Origin of the sequence: Nitratireductor sp. (assembly GCF_017794765.1) — a bacterium.
Classification (GTDB): Bacteria; Pseudomonadota; Alphaproteobacteria; order Rhizobiales; family Rhizobiaceae; genus Nitratireductor.
Window position 1 is genome coordinate 3,612,044 of the sequence record NZ_CP051236.1, and the last position, 19,653, is coordinate 3,631,696.

Consider the following 19,653-nt stretch of genomic DNA (forward strand, 5'->3'; position numbering starts at 1 on the left):
CTAATAAGTATCGCATATAAAACTTATGTTCGCAATACGAACTTTTGAGGAATGCCATGGCGCGTTTTGTTCCGCTGTCGCAGGCGGTCGCGGAAAATCTCGGCAATGGCGACAGTGTCGCTTTCGAGGGGTTCACGCATCTCATCCCCACCGCTGCTGCCCATGAGGCGATCCGCCAGGGTTTGAGAGATCTCACTCTGATCCGGATGACCCCCGATGTGGTATATGACCAGATGATCGGCATGGGTCTCGCCCGAAAGCTGGTATTCTCTTACGCGGGCAATCCAGGCGTGGGGCTCCTGCGCCGGTTGCGTGACGCCGTGGAGAACGGGTTTCCCCACGCAATCGAGATTGTGGAACACTCCCATGCAGCCATGGCCAATGCCTATGAGGCGGGTGCGGCGGGACTTCCCTGTGCCATCTTCCGTGGCTACCGCGGCGCGGAGCTTGCCCGTGTGAACCCGAACATCAAGTTCATCGAGTGCCCCTTCACCGGCGAGAGCCTGGCCGCCGTGCCGGCGCTCCGGCCCGATGTCACCTTCATCCACGCCCAGAAAGCGGACCGAAAGGGCAATGTTCTAATCGAGGGCATCGTCGGCATTCAGAAAGAGGCGGTGCTGGCGGCGAAACGCGCTGTCGTAACCGTGGAAGAAGTCGTCGACGATTTCTCCGACCTGCACCCCAATCTCACCATCCTGCCGCACTGGACGGTAACCGACATTGCCGTGGTGCCGGGTGGGGCGCACCCCTCCTACACGCATGGCTACTACGCACGCGACAACGCCGAATATCTGAAATGGGACAAGATCGCCGCCGACCGTGACCTGTTTCGCGACTGGATGCAGAAGAATGTGCTTGATGCGACGCCTGAGGATTTTGCCGCCCGTGTCGAGAAGCTGAGGGACGCATGATGAGCAAGCCCGAATTCACCCCCAATGAAATGATGACGATTGCCGCTTCGCGCGCGCTGAAGAATGACGATGTGTGCTTCGTCGGCATCGGTGCGCCGTCTGCTGCCTGCAACATTGCGCGCCTGACCCATGCACCCGACATCACGCTGATCTATGAATCCGGCACCATCGGAACGGCGCCGGACGTTCTGCCGCTTTCCATCGGCGATGGAGAGCTCTGCGACACCGCACTGACCACCGTGCCGGTGCCGGAGATGTTCCGCTACTGGCTGCAGGGCGGGCGCATTACCATCGGCTTTCTGGGGGCTGCGCAGATCGACAAATACGGCAACATCAACACCACGGTCATCGGTGATTATGACAGCCCCAAAACGCGGCTTCCAGGTGGCGGTGGGGCCCCGGAAATCGCCACTTCCTCGCAGGAAGTCTACATCACCCTCGCCCAGTCGAAGCGGGGCATGGTGGAGAAGATCGACTTCTACACCTCCTTTGGGCATGGTGATGGTGGCGATCATCGAGAGCGGCTGGGCATCGACACCAGGGGGCCGACGCTGCTCATCACCGATCTCGCGATCTGGAAGCCGGACCCGGTGACGAAGGAATTCACCGTCGTGTCGTTGCATCCGGGTGTCACGCGCGATCAGGTGCAGGAAACCTGCGGCTGGGCCGTAACGTTCGCCGACGGTGTGGAGGAGACACCGCCGCCCACCGAGCTGGAGCTTGCGACACTGCGCGACTTGAAAGCCCGCACCGAAGCGGCCCATAAGGGCGCATGATCTTTCCGCCGTGCGAGGCGCGGCGGCAGGGCGCTGCCCGGCATTGTTGGTTAGGAGAACCCGTTCATGGCTGAAGCATTTATCTGCGACTACATCCGCACGCCGATTGGCCGTTTTGGCGGCGCGCTGTCATCGGTCCGCGCTGACGATCTGGCAGCCCTGCCGATCAAGGCTCTGATGGAACGCAACCCCAGGGTGGACTGGGCGGCAATAGACGATGTGTTCTATGGCTGCGCCAACCAGGCCGGTGAGGACAACCGCAACGTGGCGCGCATGGCCGTACTTCTCGCGGGCCTGCCCATAGAGGTGCCGGGCTCCACGGTGAACCGCCTGTGCGGTTCGGGAATGGACGCAGTCACCATCGCCGCGCGCGCCATCAAGGCGGGCGAGGCTGAAATCATGATCGCCGGCGGCGTGGAATCCATGAGCCGCGCGCCTTTCGTCATGCCGAAGGCCGAGACGGCGTTTTCCCGCAATGCCGAGATCTACGACACCACGATCGGCTGGCGCTTCGTTAACAGGGTGCTCAAAAAACAGTATGGCATCGATTCCATGCCAGAGACGGGTGAGAACGTGGCGGCGGATTTTTCCGTAAGCCGCGCCGATCAGGATGCATTTGCCGTGCGCAGCCAGGAAAAGGCCGTGGCCGCACAGGAGAATGGGCGTCTCGCAAAGGAAATCGTGTCCGTCACCATTCCCCAGCGCAAGGGCGACCCGGTGGTGGTCGAGAAGGATGAACATCCGCGCCCTGGCACCACGGTTGAAAAGCTCGGCAAGCTGCCGACACCCTTCCGCGAGGGCGGCACCGTGACCGCCGGCAACGCCTCCGGCGTCAATGACGGTGCGGCTGCACTCATCATCGCCTCGGCAGAAGCGGCAAAGAAATACGGCCTGACGCCGATTGCCCGCATTCTCGGCGGTGCGACCGCCGGCGTTCCGCCGCGCATCATGGGCATCGGCCCTGCACCGGCGACGAAGAAGCTCTGCGCAAGACTTGGCTTGAAACCGTCCGACTTTGATGTGATCGAGTTGAACGAGGCCTTCGCCTCGCAGGGTATCGCCGTTCTGCGCGATCTTGGTATCCCTGAAGATGCGCCGCATGTGAACCCCAATGGCGGCGCGATTGCCCTTGGTCATCCGCTCGGCATGTCGGGCGCGCGCATCTCCGGCACGGCAGCACTTGAGCTGCAGGCCACCGGCGGCAAGCTGGCGCTTGCTACCATGTGCATCGGCGTCGGCCAGGGCATCGCGCTGGCGATGGAGCGGGTTTAGTTGCGATGGTAAAAATGGGGGCGGGTTGACCGATACCGGCACTCACGCACAATTCGTACAGACGATCCTTAGCTTGTCGAAGGGCGGAGGAAAGGGCACGCACCATCATCTCCGCAGCCGCCCGCCTAGAGCTTCAGCACGACCGTTGTAATGCCGGCCTCACCGCTGTCCTTCACCACGAAACCGAAGTCGCGGCACATGGCGAGCATTTTGGTGTTGTCGCTCAGAACGATGCCTTCAATGGCGCCAATGCCCTCTTCCCTGCCATAGTCGATGAGCTGCTTCAGCAGCGCAAACCCGAGGCCGTGCCCCTGAAGATCGGTGCGCACAAGCAGGCCATACTCGGCGATCTCCTTGTCCGGGTCGGCGGAAAGACGGCCAATGCCCGCCATTTCCCCATCCTCTTCCCTGAGCGCGATGAAGGCCATGTCGCGCTCGTAGTCGAGCTGGGTCAGCCGCTCGAGCATTTCATCCGGAAAGTGCTTGCGCGGGGCGAGAAAACGAAACCTTATGTCTTCCGAGGAAACCCGCGACAGGAAATCCGGGAATAGCGCCACATCGGCCGGCTTGATGGGCCGAAGATGATAGCGGTGCCCCTCAAGGTTCACATCCTTTTCCCATCCGGAGGGATAGGGCCGGATGGCAAGATCCGGGTTCGGCCCCTTGCGGTCGATTTCCGCCGGCTCGATCTCGATGCGCGCATCAAGCGCCACCACGCCGTCGGCATCGGCCAGAAGCGGGTTGATGTCCATGCCCTTGATGCAGGGGAAGTCGACAATCATCTGCGATACCGCGTTGAGCGCACCTGCAATCGCATCCCGATCTGCGGGCGCACGGTCGCGATAGCCGGCAAGCAGCTTGCCTATACGCGTCGACGCCATCAGGTCCCCGGCCAGCACATCGTCGAGCGGCGGCAGCGCAATGGCCGTATCCTCCATCACCTCCACAGCCGTGCCGCCCGCCCCGAACAACACCACCGGTCCGAAGATCGGATCCTGACTGACACCGAGAATGAGTTCATGGGCGTGTTTGCGCACCACCATGGGCTGAACGGCAAAGCCCTCCAGTCCGTCGGCCATACCGGCATCTCGCAAACGCTTGATGATGTTCTCAGCCGCTCTCTCAGCCGCTTCCGGTGTCTTGAGGCCAAGCACCACGCCGCCGACATCCGATTTGTGCGTAATGGTTCTGGACAGAAGTTTGACGACGACCTTTTCCGAACTTTCGAGCAAGCGGGCAGTCGCCTCACTCACCGCTTCTGGTGTCTCGACAATCACGGTTTCAGGCACGGGAATTCCGTAAGCGGCAATGGCAGCCTTGGCCTCCGGCTCCGTCAGCATACGCCGGCCTTCGGCAGCCACTTTTTCAAGGATGGCACGCAGGCTTTCGCGGTCTCCCTCAACATCCTCGCTGCGGCTTGAAGGAACACGGGTCAGCGCCTTCTGGGCGCGTGACCATTCACCCAGATAGGAAAGCGCCGCCGTGGCGCTGGACGGAGTGCTGAAGTTTGCAATGCCCGCGTCCTGCAGAATGCGACGCCCCTCGCGCGCGGTCTCCTCGCCCAGCCAGCAGGTGATGAGCGGTTTTCCATTCACCCTGCCCTTGTCTGCATGGGCCGCAACCGCGCGGGCGGCATCGGAGGGGGAGGCAAGGCCGGTCGGGCAGTTGAACACGAGAACGGCATCCGTGTCTGGGTCGTCTGCTACCGCCAAAAGCGCCTCGCTATAGCGCTCCGGCGGCGCATCGCCGATAATGTCGGCGGGGTTGGAATGCGACCAGTTGGGCGGTAGCGCGCGGTCAAGACGGGCGATGGTTTCAGGCGAAAACTCCGCCATCGTGCCGCCAAGATCGTTGAGCCGGTCGACTGCCAGAACACCGGCCCCGCCGCCATTGCTGACAATGCCCACATGGGCACGCTGCAGGGGGCGGAAGCGGGCAAGCACTTCCGCCGCATCAAACAGTTCGCCAAGATCCAGCACCCGCAAAATGCCGGCGCGGCGCAGTGCCGCCTCAACCACGCGGTCGGCACCGGAAAGCGCGCCGGTGTGGGTCGCCGCTGCCTGTGCGGCCTGCGCGTGGCGACCGGCCTTGATGGCGATCACCGGCTTCAGCCGCGCCGCCGCCCGGGCGGCGGTCATGAATTTGCGTGGATTGGGGATCGTTTCGAGATACATGAGAATGCCGCGCGTGCGTCCGTCGCCGGCGAGCATTTCCAGATAGTCGCCCACATCCACGTCGGCCATGTCGCCCAGAGAGACGATATGCGAGAAGCCAACGCCCTCCGCCGCCGCCCAGTCCACCAACGAGGTGGCGATCGCGCCGGACTGCGACAGCAGCGCCAGCCCGCCGGGTTTGGCCTGCATATGCGCGAAGCTTGCATTGAAATTCATCGGCGGAACCATCAGGCCCACCGTGTTCGGCCCGATGATGCGAAAAAGAAATGGCTTTGCCGCATCGAGCATCGCCTGGCGCAGCCCGTTTTCCCGTGTCAGCCCGGCGGTGATGACCACCGCCGCGCGGGTGCCTTTCTCGCCTAAATCGCGAATGATTCCGGGCACGGTTTCCGGCGGAGTGACGATCACCGCAATGTCCGGTACGCCAGGAATATCTATGGCGCGCCTGTAGCAACGCCTGCCTGCCACTTCCCTGTATTTCGGATTGACGGGCCAGACCTCGCCTTCGAACCCGCCTTCCTGCAAGTTCTGCATCACGATATGGCCGACGGCGCCGGGCCTGCTCGAAGCACCGATCACGGCAACGGAGCGCGGGCGGGCAGCATGTTCAAGATTGCGGATCGTCATGGGCGATGACTCCGGGTTCGCGCGGGTTTTGCGTTTCGTCGACACTATAGCGGCATGGCGTGAAGACTGCGCAACCCGCGATATGCGGTTGCCCTCAGCCTAGGGAGCGTTACGGCGATGAAGGTGTGGCACAGCCGCCACGAGTGCCCTTCCCGTCTGCGACCGCGGGTTGGCGATGATCTGCGGCGTTGGTCCCGTTTCCACAATGCGCCCACTCTCCATGATCGCTACTTGATGGGAGACAAGACGCACGACCGCGAGATCATGCGCAATGAAGACGTAGGAGAAGCCTTCGCTTTTCTGCAAATCAGCCATGAGTTTCAGGATCTGGCCGCGTATCGACTGGTCAAGCGCGGAGACTGGCTCATCGAACACGATCAGCGAGGGGCGCGCAGCCAGCGCGCGGGCGATGGCGACACGCTGGCGTTCCCCGCCCGACACTTCGTGAACGCCGCGCACAGCATAACTTGCCGGAAGCCCGACCCGCTCCAGAAGCGCGCCCACCCGCGCCGGGCGCGCTGCACGATCCGCAAGGCCATGGATGCGCAGCGGGTCCGCCAGAACACCGCCGATGGTCGCGCGCGGATTGAAGGCCGCAAGCGGATCCTGAAACACCATCTGGATCGAGCGGCGGCGCGCACGCAGCGCCCGCCCGCGAAGCTTAAGCCAGTCCTCGCCCAGAAGCCGCACCGTGCCCGCGTCGGCCGGCAGAAGCCTGAGAAGCACACGCGCGAACGTTGACTTGCCGCTGCCGGACGCGCCCACCAGCCCCAGCGTTTCGCCGGGAGCGATCGTCAGGCTCACATCGTCAAGCGCCGTGACCCTGCGCCCACGGCTGATGAAGGTCTTGCAGAGGTTCTGCGCAATGAGAACCGGCTCAGGCATCGGCCACCCCGTCGATCAGGCGCGGCGTCGAAAAATCGATCTGCGCGGCAAGAAGATGCTTCGTATACGCGTGCGCCGGCTGAGCGAGAACCGCGTGCGCAGCGCCTTTCTCCACCAGCCGCGCCCGCTGAAACACGGCAATGTCGTCGGCCAGTGCGGAGGCAAGCGCAATGTCGTGCGTGATGAAAACCAGCGTCATGCCCGCCTCCCGCACCAGATCGTCGAGCAGCGCCACGATCTCGGCCTGCACCACCATGTCGAGCGCGCTTGTGGGCTCGTCTGCGATCAACAGCCCAGGCCGCGCCGCAATGGCTGCGGCAATGGCGATACGCTGGCGCTGCCCACCGGAAAACTGGTGCGGATAGGCGCGAAGTGCGGCCTGCGGATCGGGAATGCGCACCCACTCAAGCAGCGCCAGCGCATGCGACTTCGCTGCACGCCAGCCAAGCCCCAGATGCCGCACCGCGCCTTCCGCAACTTGTTCGCCAATGGTCAGAACCGGGTTGAGGCTGCCACCGGGATGCTGAAACACCATGCCGATGTCACGCCCCGCCACGGGCGGATGCGCAAGGCCCGGCCAGCCAATGCTCCCCTCAATCCGCGCCTGCGGCGCGAGCAAACCGGCAAGCGCCAGCGCCAGCGTGCTCTTGCCCGATCCGCTTTCGCCGATCACCGCCAGCCGGCGGCCTCGCGCAATGTCGAGATCGACGCCCTGAAGCGCGAAGCTTTGCGCATCGTCACGCTCGTAGGAGACCGAGAGACCCCGGATTTCGGCCAGCGGCGCGCTCATCCGCGCGCCTTGCGGCCAGCCATCGCGTCGGCCAGCCCCTCGCCCAGAAGATAGACACCAAGAACGGTAGCCACGAGCCCCAGCCCCGGCACCATGGAAAGATGCGGCGCGGTGCGCAGCACATTGCGCCCCTCGGCGATCATCGAGCCCCATGTCACCACATTGGGATCGCCAAGCCCGAGAAACGACAGCGCTGCCTCCACCAGAACCGCTGTGGCGACGATCACTGCCGTGAGCGCCAAAACCGGCGGCAGCGCATTGGGCAGCACTTCGCGCAAAGCAACTTCCGCCGGGTGCATGCCGATCACCCGCGCTGCGGCCACATAGTCGCGCTCGCGGATCGACAGGACCTCCGCCCGCACCAGCCGCGCCGGCCCTGTCCACGCGCTAAGGCCAATGGCGAGAATGATCACCGGAAGCGATGCCCCGGTGACGCTGACAAAGGCGAGCGCAAGAAGAAAGCCCGGCACAATCTGAAACGCATCGACCACGCGCATAAGCGCCTCGTCCATCAGCCCGCCGGCAAGCCCGGCAACCGTACCCACAAGCGTCCCGGCGGCAAGTGCGACCAGCGCCGTGGCAAGCCCGACCAGAAGCGACGTCCGCGCGCCGTGCATCAGGCCCGCAGCCACATCGCGCCCCAGACGGTCCGTGCCAAGCGGAAGCGCCGGATCGGTGAAAGGCGCAGTTAGCGCGCGCCCGACAATTGCCAGCGGGTCGCCCGGATAAAGCAGCGGAGCAGCAAAAGCCATGGCGGCAAGCAGCACAATAAGACAAAGCCCCGCCACGCCTTCGGGCGAGTGCATGAGACGTCCTGCAACACGTTTCACGGAGCCACCTCCCCGCTGCCAACGCGCGGGTCGAGAAGCGCATAGGCGATGTCCACCAGAAGATTGACGGCGATCACGAGCACCGCGCTGACGATGATGATGCCGGTCAGAAGCGGCGCATCGCGGCCTGAAACCGCTTCATGCGCAAGCCGCCCAAACCCCGGAATGGCGAACACGCTTTCCACCACCACACTGCCGCCCAGCATGGCCGCTGCCTGCAGGCCCAGCATGGTGACCAGTGGCAGAAGCGCGTTGCGCGCCACGTAACGCAGCACGATGCGCCGCCGCGCCAGCCCCTTGGCGCGCGCAGAAAGGACAAAATCCTGCCGCCAGGCTTCCGCCATGCCCGCACGCATCATGCGCAGGAAAAGAGCCAGGTAAATGAAACCTAGCGCGGAAACCGGCAGCGCCAGATGCCAGGCAATATCGGCCACGCGCGCCAGACCCGTCTTGCCGGAGGCGATGGTTTCGATGCCGGCTGTCGGAAACCAGCGCAGATCGACCGCGAACACCAGAACCAGTACAAGGCCAAGCCAGAAGCTCGGAACCGCATAAAGCGCCAGCGAGCCGATCGAAAGCGTCCGGTCGGTCAGACTACCCGGCCGCGCGCCGGCAACAATGCCGAGCAGCGAACCGAGAGAGAAGGCGAGCGCCGTCGCTGCCCCCATCAGCCAGAGCGTGTTGGGCAAACGCTCCACGATCAGGTCGAGAACCGGCCGGTCGAAGGCCACCGACCACCCGAGATCCAACTGCAGCAGCGCACCCACATAAAGCGTCAGCCGTTTCACGATCGACTGGTCGAGCCCATAGCTCTGGCGAAGCTCCGCCACGAGGCCCGCATCGCCGCCGCCCAGTGACAGCAGATAGGCATCCACCGCATCGCCCGGTGCAGCTTCCAGAAGCAGAAACGTGCCCACAATGACGATCAGCAGCACCGGAATGCTGCTGACGATACGCCGCCGCGTCATAGTCAGGGCCCGGTGCATGCCAGTTCGTTTTCCTTGCTTGGTTAGCGGGAGAGAGCCGTGTCTGCCCAGTTGGAAACCGCCCAGCGCGGATTGTTGCCCACGTTCAGAACGGTATCACTGGCAACCGTGGTAAAGCCCCATTCGGCGACGTTTATCAACGGCAGATCTTCCACCACGATGCGCTGGAAGTCGTTGTAGAGTGCGGTGCGCGCTTCCGTATCGATGGTCTCGGTCGCCTGATCGATGATCGTGTCGAGCTCGGCATTGGCATAGCCACCCTGATTGGAAAACGGCACGCCATCGGGAATGCCCGACTGCACGAGGATCGTGGTCGAGATGGCCGGATCGCCGCGGAACACGGGCGAGCCAACGGCGATGTCGAAATCATGATCCGTGTAGACCGCCTTCAGATGCGCCGGCGTGTCGTTGTTCACCAGCGTCACGTCGATGCCCACCTTGCCGAGCGCCTGCCGCAGATAATCGCCGAACTGGCGCGTTTCGCTGAAGAAGGGTGCCGGCAGAAGGCGCAGCGAGAAACGCTTGCCATCCTCGCCACGCGGATACCCCGCCTCATCAAGCAGCCTGTTTGCCCCCTCGATGTCGAAGGAATAGGGTTTCACATCGGGATTGTAGAATTGCGGCGCGTTCTGCGGCACCGGGCCGGTGGCCGCCTGCGCATAGCCAAGAAACACGGTGTCGACCACGAAATCCCGATCGATGGCATGCGACAGGGCTTGCCGCACCTTCCGGTCGGCGAGGATCTCGTTGCGGTGGTTGATCTCCACCACAAGCTGATAGGTCAGCGCCTCATAACCTTCCGTCACCACTTTCAGGCCAGGCACCTTGGCGATGCGTTCCAGATCCACCAGCGGCACCTGCGAGAAGGCGGCAAGCTGAATTTCGCCTGCCTCCAGCGCGGAACCCGCTGCCGCCCGGTCAGGCAGAACACGGAAGATGATCTCGTCCAGCTTGGGCAGCCCCTCGCCCCAGTAGGCGTCATTGCGGGTGAGGCGATAATATTCGCCCGGCCTGTGCTCGGCGAATTTGAACGGCCCCGTTCCCACCGGCGCCTTATTGGCCGGGTTGGCGGCAATGTCCGTGCCCTCATAAAGATGCTTTGGCAAAACACTCGTCACCACCGGCAGCGCATTGCGAATGAGCTGGATCGGCGTGGGCGCGGAGAAGCGGAAAATGGCGGTGTGCGCATCGGGCGTTTCCACCGTGTCGAGATTGGCGAACACAACGCGGCCGAGATTTTGCAGCGGTTTCCAGACCTCCATCGCGGAGAAGGCCACATCCGCAGAGGTCAACGGCTCGCCATCGTGCCAGGTCACGCCCTCGCGCAGCTTGAAGGTGATGGAAAGCCCGTCTTCGGAACCTTCCCAGCTTGTGGCCAGGCGCGGCGCCAGCCCACCCTCGCCGTCCAACATTGCTTCCGCCAGCGGCTCGACGACCTTGCTGGCGATGAAAAACACGCCGTTCGAGGCCACAATCGCCGGGTTCAGCGAGCGCGGCTCTGAATCGGCCGCCACCACCAGCCTTCCTCCGCGCGGTGCATCCTCTGCCCATGCGCGCGCCATGGGCAGGGCTGCCGTCATCAACGCACCTGTGCCAAGGAAAAGATTGCGTCGCGAAATCAGAAACCCGGTCATCGGAAACCCTCGCTTGTTTATGCCAACAGAAGTCTAAGAGCCGCTGTCGGCAGGAACAGGGCCATGAATGCGTTGCGTTGGTCCAGCCTGTTGAACAAAGCGCCGTTTCAAAGATAAGGCGGAGTACAGGCCGAAACCACTATGGTGCGTCTGTCCGACAGATTGCGAAACCGATGGGGCTGGCGGCTGTCGAACAGATAGGCCTCCCCTGCTTTCAGGATGCGGAAGTCCTCGCCGACGTTGAGCGCCAGCTCTCCTTCCACCACATATCCCCCCTCGCTCGAGGCATGCTGGAGCATTGTCTCGCCAGTATCAGCGCCCGGTTCATAAACCTCGTGCAGTATCTGAAGATTGTGCATGCGCGCATCGCCGATCTGTCTGAGAACCAGAAGTCCGCTTTCGGGCGCATTTGCATTGATCGCCACCCGCGACGTGAGATCGATCAGATCGTCCTTGCCGAAAAAGGGCCCTGGGTTCTCCTCCCGCTCGGGCTCGAAAAAATCCGCCATGCTCACGCCCATTCCGCCTAGCACCTTGCGCAACGTCGATATGGAGGGACTGATCTTGTTCTTCTCGATGTTGGAGATCTGTGCATGAGGAACACCGGCCTGTTCGGCAAGCTGTCGCTGCGAAAGATTGCCCGCGGTGCGCATGGCCCTGAGGCGCGAGCCGATGTCGAAATCGTCCATATGTCCTTCGCCCGTTCGGTTTTGCGCCATCCCGCTCATGCTTTGCGCGGAACGCGGTATCGCTCAAGATATTGCCCTTGAAATCATTATACAATGCCAAAACACCGGAGATTTATCGGAACTGGGATCAATGATTTTCAAAGTCGCTCAAAATATTGAACGCACAATTGCCTCACCGAAAAATGAGTGCTACCGCTAGAGGACAGGAGGAGAGACCCGGAAACGGGATCATCCAACAACAATAACCGCATTCAAACGCAGGACAAGCCGATGACCGACAAGCCCAATTCACCCGAAGCGCGCGATATCGCCTATCACCTGCATCCATATACGAATGCGAAAAAACATCTTGAAGCCGGCCCGCTGATCATTGATCGGGGCGAAGGTGTGCATGTCTACGACAACAATGGCAAGCAGTATATCGAGGCCATGGCGGGCCTTTGGAGCGTCGGCGTAGGCTTTAATGAAAAGCGCCTTGTAAAGGCCGCAACGGAGCAGATGGAGAAGCTGCCCTACTATCACACCTTCACGCACAAATCCCATGGCCCGGTGATCGAGCTTTCCGAGAAGCTCATCGGCATGGCCCCGGTGCCGATGAGCAAGGCGTTCTTCACCAATTCCGGCTCGGAAGCCATCGACACGGCGCTGAAGCTGATCTGGTATCGCTCCAACGCTCTTGGAAAGCCTGAAAAGAAGAAGATCATCGTCCGCAACCGCGCCTATCATGGCGTGACCATCGCCGGCGCATGCCTGACGAGCCTGCCTGCAAACCACAAATCGTTCGACCTGATCGTGCCGAACGTGCTGCGCATGACCGCGCCGCACCACTGGCGTGAGGCAATGCCGGGCGAGAGCGAGGAAGAATTCGCAACCCGCCTTGCCAGGGAACTGGAAGACACGATCCTGGCGGAAGGCCCGGAAACCATTGCCGCCTTCTTCGGCGAGCCGGTACAGGGCGCCGGCGGCGTGATCGTTCCGCCTGCGACCTATTGGGAAAAGGTGCAGGCCGTTCTGAACAAATACGACATCCTGCTGGTCGCCGACGAAGTGATCTGCGGTTTTGGCCGTACGGGCACCATGTTCGGCTCCACCACCTACGACATCAAACCGGACATCATGGTCATGTCCAAGCAGCTTTCGTCGTCCTATCTGCCGGCCTCGGCCCTGATGATCAACGACCGGGTGTTCGAGCCGATCATGGAGGAAAGCGACCGCATCGGCACGCTCGGCCATGGCTACACGGCAAGCGGCCATCCGGTTGTCGCAGCGGTCGCGCTCGAAAACCTCAAGATCATCGAGGAGCGCGATCTGGTTGGCAATGCCGCCCGCATGGGCGAACGGCTGCGGAACGGGCTTGCTGAACTTGCCGATCATCCGCTGGTTGGAGAGGTGCGCGGCGTCGGCCTGATCGCGGCCGTAGAGCTCGTCACCGACAAGACAAACAAGACGGCGCTCGAGGCACCAGGCGCGCTTGGAGCGTTGGTCAATGCGCATCTTCAGGAGGCTGGCCTCATCAGCCGCGCCATGGTCGACGCGATGGCGTTCTGCCCGCCCCTCATCATTTCAGAGGGTGAAGTCGACGACCTGCTCGCCCGTTTCAAATCAGGGCTCGACAAAGCACTAGCGGAAGTGCCCCGGGAGACACTGTCGGCGTAAGCGCCGGAGCTTTCTCGGAAAACCCCGGTCCGGCGCTCGCCGGGCGACAGACAATAGCATCGTATCCACCACCCGGATACGATGCATTCTTGCGCTCTCAAAATCAGTTATGTCATTTTGTTATAATTGAGTCTGAAATTGCGATAGGACAGCGCTTTTCTTGCGCTATAGGGTCGCGGAAAGCGTTCCCTATTGAGGTCCCACAGTGACAGATCAAACTCAGGAGGCGCGGGAGGGTACAGATGTATCGTTGTCCGCGTCCCAAGGAAGTACTGAAAAATCAAATCATATCAAATTCTTGATATGGGGCATCGTGGTGGCAATGATTGTTGCCGTCTTTTTGCCGGCTCCGCTCTTTGCGAGCAATCTGTCATTCCTGTTTTATATGATGCTGTGGCTGACCATGGCGACGTCGTTCAACTTCGTCGCGGGCATGGCCGGATATATGCCTTTTGGTTATGTGGCGTTCTATGGCGTTGGCGCCTACGCCACCGGCGTTCTCTACAAGACATTCGGCCTGCCCATTCCAGTTGCGCTGGCGGGTGCAGCACTGGCAGGCATCGTTATCGGCCTTCTGGTGGCGCCCACACTGCGGCTCAAGGGCGTCTATTTTGGCATCGTCAGCCTCGCACTCGCCATGGCAATGAAGCTCGTGATCTCGCTTATGCCAAGCGAGATTACAGGCGGCAGCCTTGGTCTCATTCTCTCCGCGGCAAACGATCCGGTGGCAGCCTACTACGCCATGTTCATTGTGTTGATGGGTGCGCTCGCGGCGGGCACATGGCTATCCATGTCGCGTCTCGGCACGGCGCTTCGCGCCATCCGTGACGACAGCGAGGCGGCCGAGGTGGTTGGCGTCAACGTTGTGGCAACCCGGTTGAAGGCCTGGATTATGGCCACCATGTTCCCGGCCCTCGTGGGCGGCGTGGAAGCCTGGTACACCAACGCCATCGACCTCGATTCCTCCTTTAACCTTCTCGTGACCGCCAAGAGCATCGTTTACGCGATGGCCGGGGGCCTCGGCTTCCTCGTCGGGCCGATCATCGGAGCATCCGCGCTCTATGGCATCGACCAGCTGATCTGGCGGCATTTCCCGACCCTCAACCTGCTCATTCTCGGCGTGGTCATCATCGCACTGATGCTGCTCCTGCCGCGCGGCATTGTCGGGGCGTTCGCCCAGCGCTTCTCGCGCTTCCGGCGCTTCATTCCGTAAGACCCACAGGATTGAAACAAAGATGAACGAACTTCTGCTTCAAGGCCTGGTCAACGGCATCGTCGTCGGGCTGATCTACGCGCTGATCGGCGTCAGCCTCAACGTGATCTTCGGCGTCCTGCGCGTCGTCAACTTCGCTCATGGCGAATTCATCGTGCTGGGGGCCTATGGCGCCTATTTTGCCCAGGCCTGGCTTGGCCTTTCMCCCCTGCTTGCCCTGCCGCTAATCTTCATCGTCTTCGGTTTGATGGGCTATGGACTCTACTTCCTGCTGGTGAAGCGTCTTGCGCGCTCCAACGATCCCGAGCACGCTTCGCTTCTGGTCATGTTCGGCCTGTCGCTCGTGCTGGGCGCGCTCATGCTGCTTGCCTTCGAGGCGGATGCACGCTCGCTCAACTTCACGCTCGACCCGCCCTTCCTGATGTTCGGCAACATCATCCTGCCGACCACCAAGCTGCTTGGCCTTGCAGTTGCCGTCGTGGTCACTGGTGCTCTGGCATTCTTCCTCTACCGCACCTTGCCCGGCAAGGCGCTACGCGCCATCATCATGAACCGCGACGCGATCCAGATCGTCGGCGTGGACCTGAACCACCTTTCGGCCCTGACCTTCGGTCTCGGCCTCGGGCTGGCGGGCATCACCGGCATTCTCGTGTCGATGATCTTCCCCTCCTTCTCACCCTTCATCGGCCAGGACTACACCCTGATCGGCTTCATCGTGATCGTGCTGGGCGGTCTCGGACATCCGATCGGCGCCGTCGCCGGCGGCATCCTGTTCGGGCTGGCCGAACAGACCGCCATGGTGTTCTTCAGCGGAACCGTGGCAATGCTCCTCGGCTTCGTTCTCCTGATCGCCGTCATTCTCATTCGCCCCGCCGGTCTCTTCGGCGTGCAGAACTCACGGTGACGCCATGCTGAAAGTCGAAAACCTCGTCAAGAAGTTCGGTGGCGTCACAGCGCTGGACGGTATCAGCCTGACCCTCCCCGACCGCTCAATTCTTGGCGTTCTGGGCATGAACGGCTCCGGCAAGACAACGATGCTCAACTGCATCAACGGTCTTTACGACGCCACATCCGGGAAGATCACGCTAGACGGTGTGAGCCTCATCGGCAAAGCCCCGCATGCGGTCTTTTCCGAGGGCGTGGGCCGCACCTTCCAGGTACCACGCATCTTCCCGCAGATGTCGCTGCTGGAGAATCTCACTGTAGCACTCCTCAACAAGGGGCTGAGCAACGCCGAGATCGCAAAGATCAGCGCCTACTGGCTCAAGAAGGTGGAGCTCTACCGCCTGCGCCACAACTATGCGGAAGAGCTTTCCGGTGGGCAGCAGAAGCTTCTGGAACTCGCGCGCATCATGGTGGCCAATCCGAAACTCGTGCTGCTCGACGAACCCTTCGCCGGCGTCAATCCGAGCCTCGCGCTGCTGCTCATCAACATCATTCGCGAAATGCCGCAGGAGGTGGGCTGCTCGGTGCTGCTCGTCAGCCACGATCTCACATCCGTCTACGAACTGTCTGACAACATTCTGGTCATGCACGAAGGCCATGTCCTCGCCGAGGGCGATGCCGAAGCGATCCAGAAGAACCCGGACGTCATCGAAGCCTATCTGGGAGCCTGACCATGCATGGCGTTGAACTGAGCATGGAGAGCATCTCCGTCGCCTATAACGGAGACATCACGGTTCTCAAGGACGTGGCGCTGCGGGCCAAACCTGGCGAGGTCACCGGCATTATCGGGCCGAACGGGGCCGGCAAGTCGACCGTGCTGAAGACGATTTTCGGTCTTCTGTCCACCAAATCCGGCACGATCAGCATGGGCGGCCGCGACATCACCAGTCTCAAGGCGTTCCAGCGCGCGCTTGAGGGCGTATCGTTCGTGCCGCAAAACCGCAGCGCCTTTGCCGGTCTGTCGGTCTACGACAACCTGCTTCTCGGCTGCTGGCCCTTCCGCAAGGACAAGGCCCGCATCGACCGCGCCATCGATGGCATTTTCGAGCGGTTCCCGGTCCTGAAGGAAAAGCGCTCAAGCCTGGCCGGCTCCATGAGCGGCGGCCAGCAGCGCTTTCTGGAAATCGCGCGTGCGCTGGTCACCGATCCCAAGGTTATCCTGCTCGATGAGCCCACCGCAATGATCGCGCCGAAGATCTCGAAGGACATCTACGCGCTAACCCGCGATCTCGCAGACCAGGGGGCAACCATCATTCTGGTGGATCAGAACGTGCGGCAATGCGCAACCATTTCGGACAAGCTCTACATCCTGGAGCTTGGCCGCAACAAGGCGGAGGGGACCAGGGAGGATTTCGCCACCGACGGACAGCTCAAGGAGATGGTCGCCGAGTGGATGAACTACAAGATCGACGTGTGAGGCGTCGTCTTTCCAATAGCAACAAAAGGGGAATGCCCATGTGGACCATGACCAAACGTACCTTCATGGCAGGCACATTGCTTGCCAGCCTTGCGCTGCCGGTGGCCGGCCAGGCGCAGGAAAAGATCAAGATCGGCATGACGGTTTCGTCGTCCGGAAACTTCGCGCTCGCCTCGCAGTCTGGTGTGCGCGGCGTGGAAATCTGGGTCGATGAAGTCAACGCCAATGGCGGCCTGGAAGTGAATGGCGAGAAGCGCCTCATCGAACTCGTCAAGCGCGACGATCGCTCCGACAAGCAGATGGTGGCCCGCGTCTATGAAGACCTGATTGCGAATGAGGATGTCGATCTTCTGATGGCGCCATTCGGCTCCACCCTGACGGCAGCCGCCGCCACCGTGACCGAGCGTCTCGACAAGTTCATGGTCATCTGGTCCGCCGCCTCCGATGCACTGTACAACCAGGGCTTCAAGAACATCGTCTCGGCAACCCAGATGCCGGTCTCGCGCATGCCATCGGCCGGCCTTGAGGCCGCCGCAGCGCTGGGCGGCAAGAAGGTTGCCATTGTGAATGTGGATGAGCCCTTCCCCGCCGGCCTTGCCGACGGTGCCGAAGCCATCGCCGAGAAGCTCGGCATGGAAGTGGTCCTGAAGGAAGACTATCCGAAGGGCACGAAGGATTTCAGCCTGCTTTTGCAGAAGGCACGTGCCGCTGGAGCAGACGTGTTCTTCCCGACCAGCTACGAAGGCGACCTCATCTCGATGGTGCGACAGATGCGCCAGATGAACGTAAACTTCCCGTTCTCGTTCATGGTCTATGCCTCGACGCCGCAGTTCATCGAGATCGGCGACGATGCGCAGTACATCTACAGCCACACCAACTTCCACCCCACCATCAACTGGGAAGTGGATGCAGGGCTTGATCGTGAGGGTTTCCTCGCCGCATACGAAAAGCTCTTTCCGGACGTCTCCTATGAGCCCGACTTCCAGACCGTTCTCGCCTATGGTGCCGGCGTCATCGCTGGAGAGATCATCGAGAACGCGGAAAGCCTGGACGCTGCCGACCTCAAGAAGGCGGCCATGGAACTCAGCGACAATCTGACGGTTCTCGCCGGCCCCTATGCGATCGACGAAACCGGCAAGCAGCTGAAAATGCCTTTCCCGGTGGTGCAATTGCAGCCGGGCAAGGGGCTCGTGACCGTGTGGCCAAAAGAAGTCGCCGTTGCAGAGCCCATCTACCCTATCCCTGGTTGGGATCAACGCGACTAGATCGCCGAGCGTCCATTCGAACTCACAAAAGACGATCTGACTAAACGATGGAGCATCGGAATGTCTGAAAACCGGATTCTACTTTTCGGTCCGATGCTCTAGCTACCTGGCGCCCGGCTTCCGAAACGTCTCCCTCGGGGTCGGGCGCATTTTCCAAGAAAAGAACACCATGGATCCGTCATTCGCGTCCCTTGCGGACCTCTCGAAAGCGTTGAGCGAAGGCTCGCTCACCTCCACCGCGATCACCCGGCATTTCCTGGAGCGCATAGCCCGGCATGACAGGGCCCTCGGCGCCTTTGTGCATGTGGACGCCGAGAAAGCGTTGGCAATGGCGGAAGGGCTCGACAGGCTGCGCGCGTCCGGCGTGGTCTACGGCCCTCTCCACGGCCTGCCCATCGCCGTGAAAGACCTGGTCGACTGGCAGGATGAAACGTGCACGGTGGGCAGCAAGGCCTGGAAAGACCGACGCTCCACCGGCGATGCGATTGTCATGCGCAGGCTGCTCGCCGCCGGCATGATCCCAATCGGGCGCACGGCCATGGTGGAGTTCGCCTTCGGCGGCTGGGGCACCAATCCGCTCTGCGGAACGCCACGCAACCCATGGGACATGAAGACACACCGCATTCCCGGCGGCTCCTCCAGCGGTTCCGGGGTGGCGGTGGCTGCCGGCCTCGCGCCGGCGGCACTTGGCAGCGACACGGGAGGATCCGTGCGCATCCCCGCCGCTCTCAATGGCCTTGTCGGCCTGAAACCGACCTTTGGCCGCATCAGTCTGAAGGGCTGTTTTCCGCTCTCGGCCACACTTGATTCCATCGGACCGATGACACACACCGTCGACGATGCCGCTCTTCTGTTCGAAGCGCTTTCCGGGGCCGAGCCCGAGGATCCCGCGACACGGCTGGCACCGGCGCTGACGTCTGGCGCATGGCAGGCACTGCGCGCTGAGGGCATGCAGGTTGCCGTCATGCGCGAGGAAGATTTTCCGCTCCCGCTCGATGCCGAAAGCCAGGCCGCATACGACCGCGCGAAGGAAGCGCTCGCCAGCCTCGGCGTCAAGCTCGTCCCCACCGATCTGCCCTTTTCCTTCAACGACATGACCGAACGTAACGGGCGCATCATCGCGGCGGAATCCTACGCGGTTCACCGTGAGTACATCCATGACGAAAACGTTCCCATCGGGCCGCATGTCCGCCAGCGTGTGCTTGCCGGTGCCAACATCAGCGCCAATGATTACATCGAGACCCTCGCGGATCATCGGCGCATGAAAGCGGTCTATGCCGAATTCATGAAGCCCTTCGACGCTCTGCTCACGCCGTCGCTCCCCTTCCCCGCGATCCCGGTAGCGGAGGTGGACGAGGCCGCGGTGCCGCTTGCGGCCTATGGCCGGCCGGCGAACTACGTGGGTGCTTGCGGGCTCGCTCTTCCCGCAGGTTTTACAGCAAATGGTCTGCCCCTTTCCGTGCAGCTCATGGGACGCGCCTTCGGTGAGGAGCAGTTGCTCGCTATGGGGGCGGCTCTCGAGAAAAGCATCTCAATTACGAACCGGCGGCCCGACCTTTCTGCTGCCTGAGCAACGACAATCG

17 protein-coding genes are annotated in these 19,653 nt (G+C 61.9%); 10 read left to right on the top strand and 7 right to left on the bottom strand.

What is annotated here, in order from left to right; genetic code table 11:
- Window positions 1-56 precede the first annotated feature (56 nt).
- The 3 genes from HF949_RS17165 to pcaF all read left to right on the top strand — a co-directional run bounded on the left by HF949_RS17165 (window position 57) and on the right by pcaF (window position 2,959).
- Window positions 57-911 (top strand): CoA transferase subunit A, encoded by an 855-nt coding sequence (locus HF949_RS17165; protein ID WP_292897255.1) that lies wholly within the window; start codon window positions 57-59, stop codon window positions 909-911.
- Window positions 911-1,687, top strand: coding sequence for a CoA-transferase subunit beta (locus HF949_RS17170; RefSeq protein ID WP_292900278.1), 777 nt, complete (start codon window positions 911-913; stop codon window positions 1,685-1,687). Before HF949_RS17165 ends, HF949_RS17170 begins: the two co-directional genes overlap by 1 nt.
- A gap of 66 nt (window positions 1,688-1,753) precedes the next feature.
- Window positions 1,754-2,959: a 3-oxoadipyl-CoA thiolase gene (gene pcaF, locus HF949_RS17175; RefSeq protein WP_292897257.1), complete on the top strand. Its 1,206-nt coding sequence runs from the start codon at window positions 1,754-1,756 to the stop codon at window positions 2,957-2,959.
- 125 nt (window positions 2,960-3,084) lie between these two features.
- On the opposite strand, the gene HF949_RS17180 is transcribed toward pcaF, so the two are convergent.
- From HF949_RS17180 to HF949_RS17210, 7 genes are all read right to left on the bottom strand, one after another.
- Window positions 3,085-5,760 carry a bifunctional acetate--CoA ligase family protein/GNAT family N-acetyltransferase gene (locus tag HF949_RS17180; protein ID WP_292897259.1) on the bottom strand — a complete coding sequence of 892 codons (2,676 nt, stop codon included), beginning with the start codon at window positions 5,758-5,760 and terminating at the stop codon, window positions 3,085-3,087.
- 99 nt (window positions 5,761-5,859) lie between these two features.
- Window positions 5,860-6,645 carry an ABC transporter ATP-binding protein gene (locus HF949_RS17185; protein WP_292897261.1) on the bottom strand — a complete coding sequence of 262 codons (786 nt, stop codon included), beginning with the start codon at window positions 6,643-6,645 and terminating at the stop codon, window positions 5,860-5,862.
- Window positions 6,638-7,435, bottom strand: a complete 798-nt coding sequence (locus tag HF949_RS17190) for an ATP-binding cassette domain-containing protein (protein ID WP_292897263.1) — start codon at window positions 7,433-7,435, stop codon at window positions 6,638-6,640. Before HF949_RS17190 ends, HF949_RS17185 begins: the two co-directional genes overlap by 8 nt.
- Window positions 7,432-8,265: an ABC transporter permease gene (locus tag HF949_RS17195; protein ID WP_441338380.1), complete on the bottom strand. Its 834-nt coding sequence runs from the start codon at window positions 8,263-8,265 to the stop codon at window positions 7,432-7,434. The genes HF949_RS17190 and HF949_RS17195 overlap by 4 nt, the downstream gene beginning before the upstream one ends.
- Entirely contained in the window at window positions 8,262-9,251 is a 990-nt protein-coding gene (locus HF949_RS17200; protein ID WP_292897265.1) for an ABC transporter permease, read from the bottom strand. Before HF949_RS17200 ends, HF949_RS17195 begins: the two co-directional genes overlap by 4 nt.
- 23 nt (window positions 9,252-9,274) lie before the next feature.
- Complete coding sequence (locus tag HF949_RS17205) at window positions 9,275-10,885, bottom strand: ABC transporter substrate-binding protein (protein ID WP_292897267.1); 1,611 nt, start codon at window positions 10,883-10,885, stop codon at window positions 9,275-9,277.
- A gap of 107 nt (window positions 10,886-10,992) precedes the next feature.
- Window positions 10,993-11,574 carry a cupin domain-containing protein gene (locus HF949_RS17210; RefSeq protein WP_292897269.1) on the bottom strand — a complete coding sequence of 194 codons (582 nt, stop codon included), beginning with the start codon at window positions 11,572-11,574 and terminating at the stop codon, window positions 10,993-10,995.
- Between the two features lie 270 nt (window positions 11,575-11,844).
- On the opposite strand from HF949_RS17210, the gene HF949_RS17215 reads away from it, so the two are divergent.
- The 7 genes from HF949_RS17215 (at window position 11,845) to HF949_RS17245 (ending at window position 19,640) form a co-directional block, all read left to right on the top strand.
- Window positions 11,845-13,230, top strand: coding sequence for an aspartate aminotransferase family protein (locus HF949_RS17215; protein ID WP_292897271.1), 1,386 nt, complete (start codon window positions 11,845-11,847; stop codon window positions 13,228-13,230).
- Window positions 13,231-13,552: 322 nt separating this feature from the next.
- Window positions 13,553-14,443: a branched-chain amino acid ABC transporter permease gene (locus tag HF949_RS17220; RefSeq protein ID WP_292900282.1), complete on the top strand. Its 891-nt coding sequence runs from the start codon at window positions 13,553-13,555 to the stop codon at window positions 14,441-14,443.
- 22 nt (window positions 14,444-14,465) lie between these two features.
- On the top strand, window positions 14,466-15,347 hold the full coding sequence (locus HF949_RS17225) for a branched-chain amino acid ABC transporter permease (protein WP_292897273.1): 882 nt from the start codon (window positions 14,466-14,468) through the stop codon (window positions 15,345-15,347).
- A gap of 4 nt (window positions 15,348-15,351) precedes the next feature.
- Window positions 15,352-16,059, top strand: coding sequence for an ABC transporter ATP-binding protein (locus HF949_RS17230; protein ID WP_292897275.1), 708 nt, complete (start codon window positions 15,352-15,354; stop codon window positions 16,057-16,059).
- 2 nt (window positions 16,060-16,061) lie between these two features.
- On the top strand, window positions 16,062-16,805 hold the full coding sequence (locus HF949_RS17235) for an ABC transporter ATP-binding protein (RefSeq protein ID WP_292897277.1): 744 nt from the start codon (window positions 16,062-16,064) through the stop codon (window positions 16,803-16,805).
- Window positions 16,806-16,852: 47 nt separating this feature from the next.
- Window positions 16,853-18,070 (top strand): amino acid ABC transporter substrate-binding protein, encoded by a 1,218-nt coding sequence (locus HF949_RS17240; RefSeq protein ID WP_292897279.1) that lies wholly within the window; start codon window positions 16,853-16,855, stop codon window positions 18,068-18,070.
- Window positions 18,071-18,239: 169 nt separating this feature from the next.
- On the top strand, window positions 18,240-19,640 hold the full coding sequence (locus HF949_RS17245; protein WP_292897281.1) for an amidase: 1,401 nt from the start codon (window positions 18,240-18,242) through the stop codon (window positions 19,638-19,640).
- Window positions 19,641-19,653 lie beyond the last annotated feature (13 nt).

What these genes read in the sequence shown, in the direction of transcription:
- HF949_RS17165 (WP_292897255.1), top strand. Translation starts at nt 57, where the DNA reads ATGGCGCGTTTTGTTCCGCTGTCGCAGGCGGTCGCGGAAAATCTCGGC.
- HF949_RS17170 (WP_292900278.1), top strand. Translation starts at nt 911, where the DNA reads ATGAGCAAGCCCGAATTCACCCCCAATGAAATGATGACGATTGCCGCT.
- pcaF (WP_292897257.1), top strand. Translation starts at nt 1,754, where the DNA reads ATGGCTGAAGCATTTATCTGCGACTACATCCGCACGCCGATTGGCCGT.
- HF949_RS17180 (WP_292897259.1), bottom strand. Translation starts at nt 5,760, where the DNA reads ATGACGATCCGCAATCTTGAACATGCTGCCCGCCCGCGCTCCGTTGCC.
- HF949_RS17185 (WP_292897261.1), bottom strand. Translation starts at nt 6,645, where the DNA reads ATGCCTGAGCCGGTTCTCATTGCGCAGAACCTCTGCAAGACCTTCATC.
- HF949_RS17190 (WP_292897263.1), bottom strand. Translation starts at nt 7,435, where the DNA reads ATGAGCGCGCCGCTGGCCGAAATCCGGGGTCTCTCGGTCTCCTACGAG.
- HF949_RS17200 (WP_292897265.1), bottom strand. Translation starts at nt 9,251, where the DNA reads ATGCACCGGGCCCTGACTATGACGCGGCGGCGTATCGTCAGCAGCATT.
- HF949_RS17205 (WP_292897267.1), bottom strand. Translation starts at nt 10,885, where the DNA reads ATGACCGGGTTTCTGATTTCGCGACGCAATCTTTTCCTTGGCACAGGT.
- HF949_RS17210 (WP_292897269.1), bottom strand. Translation starts at nt 11,574, where the DNA reads ATGGACGATTTCGACATCGGCTCGCGCCTCAGGGCCATGCGCACCGCG.
- HF949_RS17215 (WP_292897271.1), top strand. Translation starts at nt 11,845, where the DNA reads ATGACCGACAAGCCCAATTCACCCGAAGCGCGCGATATCGCCTATCAC.
- HF949_RS17220 (WP_292900282.1), top strand. Translation starts at nt 13,553, where the DNA reads ATGATTGTTGCCGTCTTTTTGCCGGCTCCGCTCTTTGCGAGCAATCTG.
- HF949_RS17230 (WP_292897275.1), top strand. Translation starts at nt 15,352, where the DNA reads ATGCTGAAAGTCGAAAACCTCGTCAAGAAGTTCGGTGGCGTCACAGCG.
- HF949_RS17235 (WP_292897277.1), top strand. Translation starts at nt 16,062, where the DNA reads ATGCATGGCGTTGAACTGAGCATGGAGAGCATCTCCGTCGCCTATAAC.
- HF949_RS17240 (WP_292897279.1), top strand. Translation starts at nt 16,853, where the DNA reads ATGACCAAACGTACCTTCATGGCAGGCACATTGCTTGCCAGCCTTGCG.
- HF949_RS17245 (WP_292897281.1), top strand. Translation starts at nt 18,240, where the DNA reads ATGGATCCGTCATTCGCGTCCCTTGCGGACCTCTCGAAAGCGTTGAGC.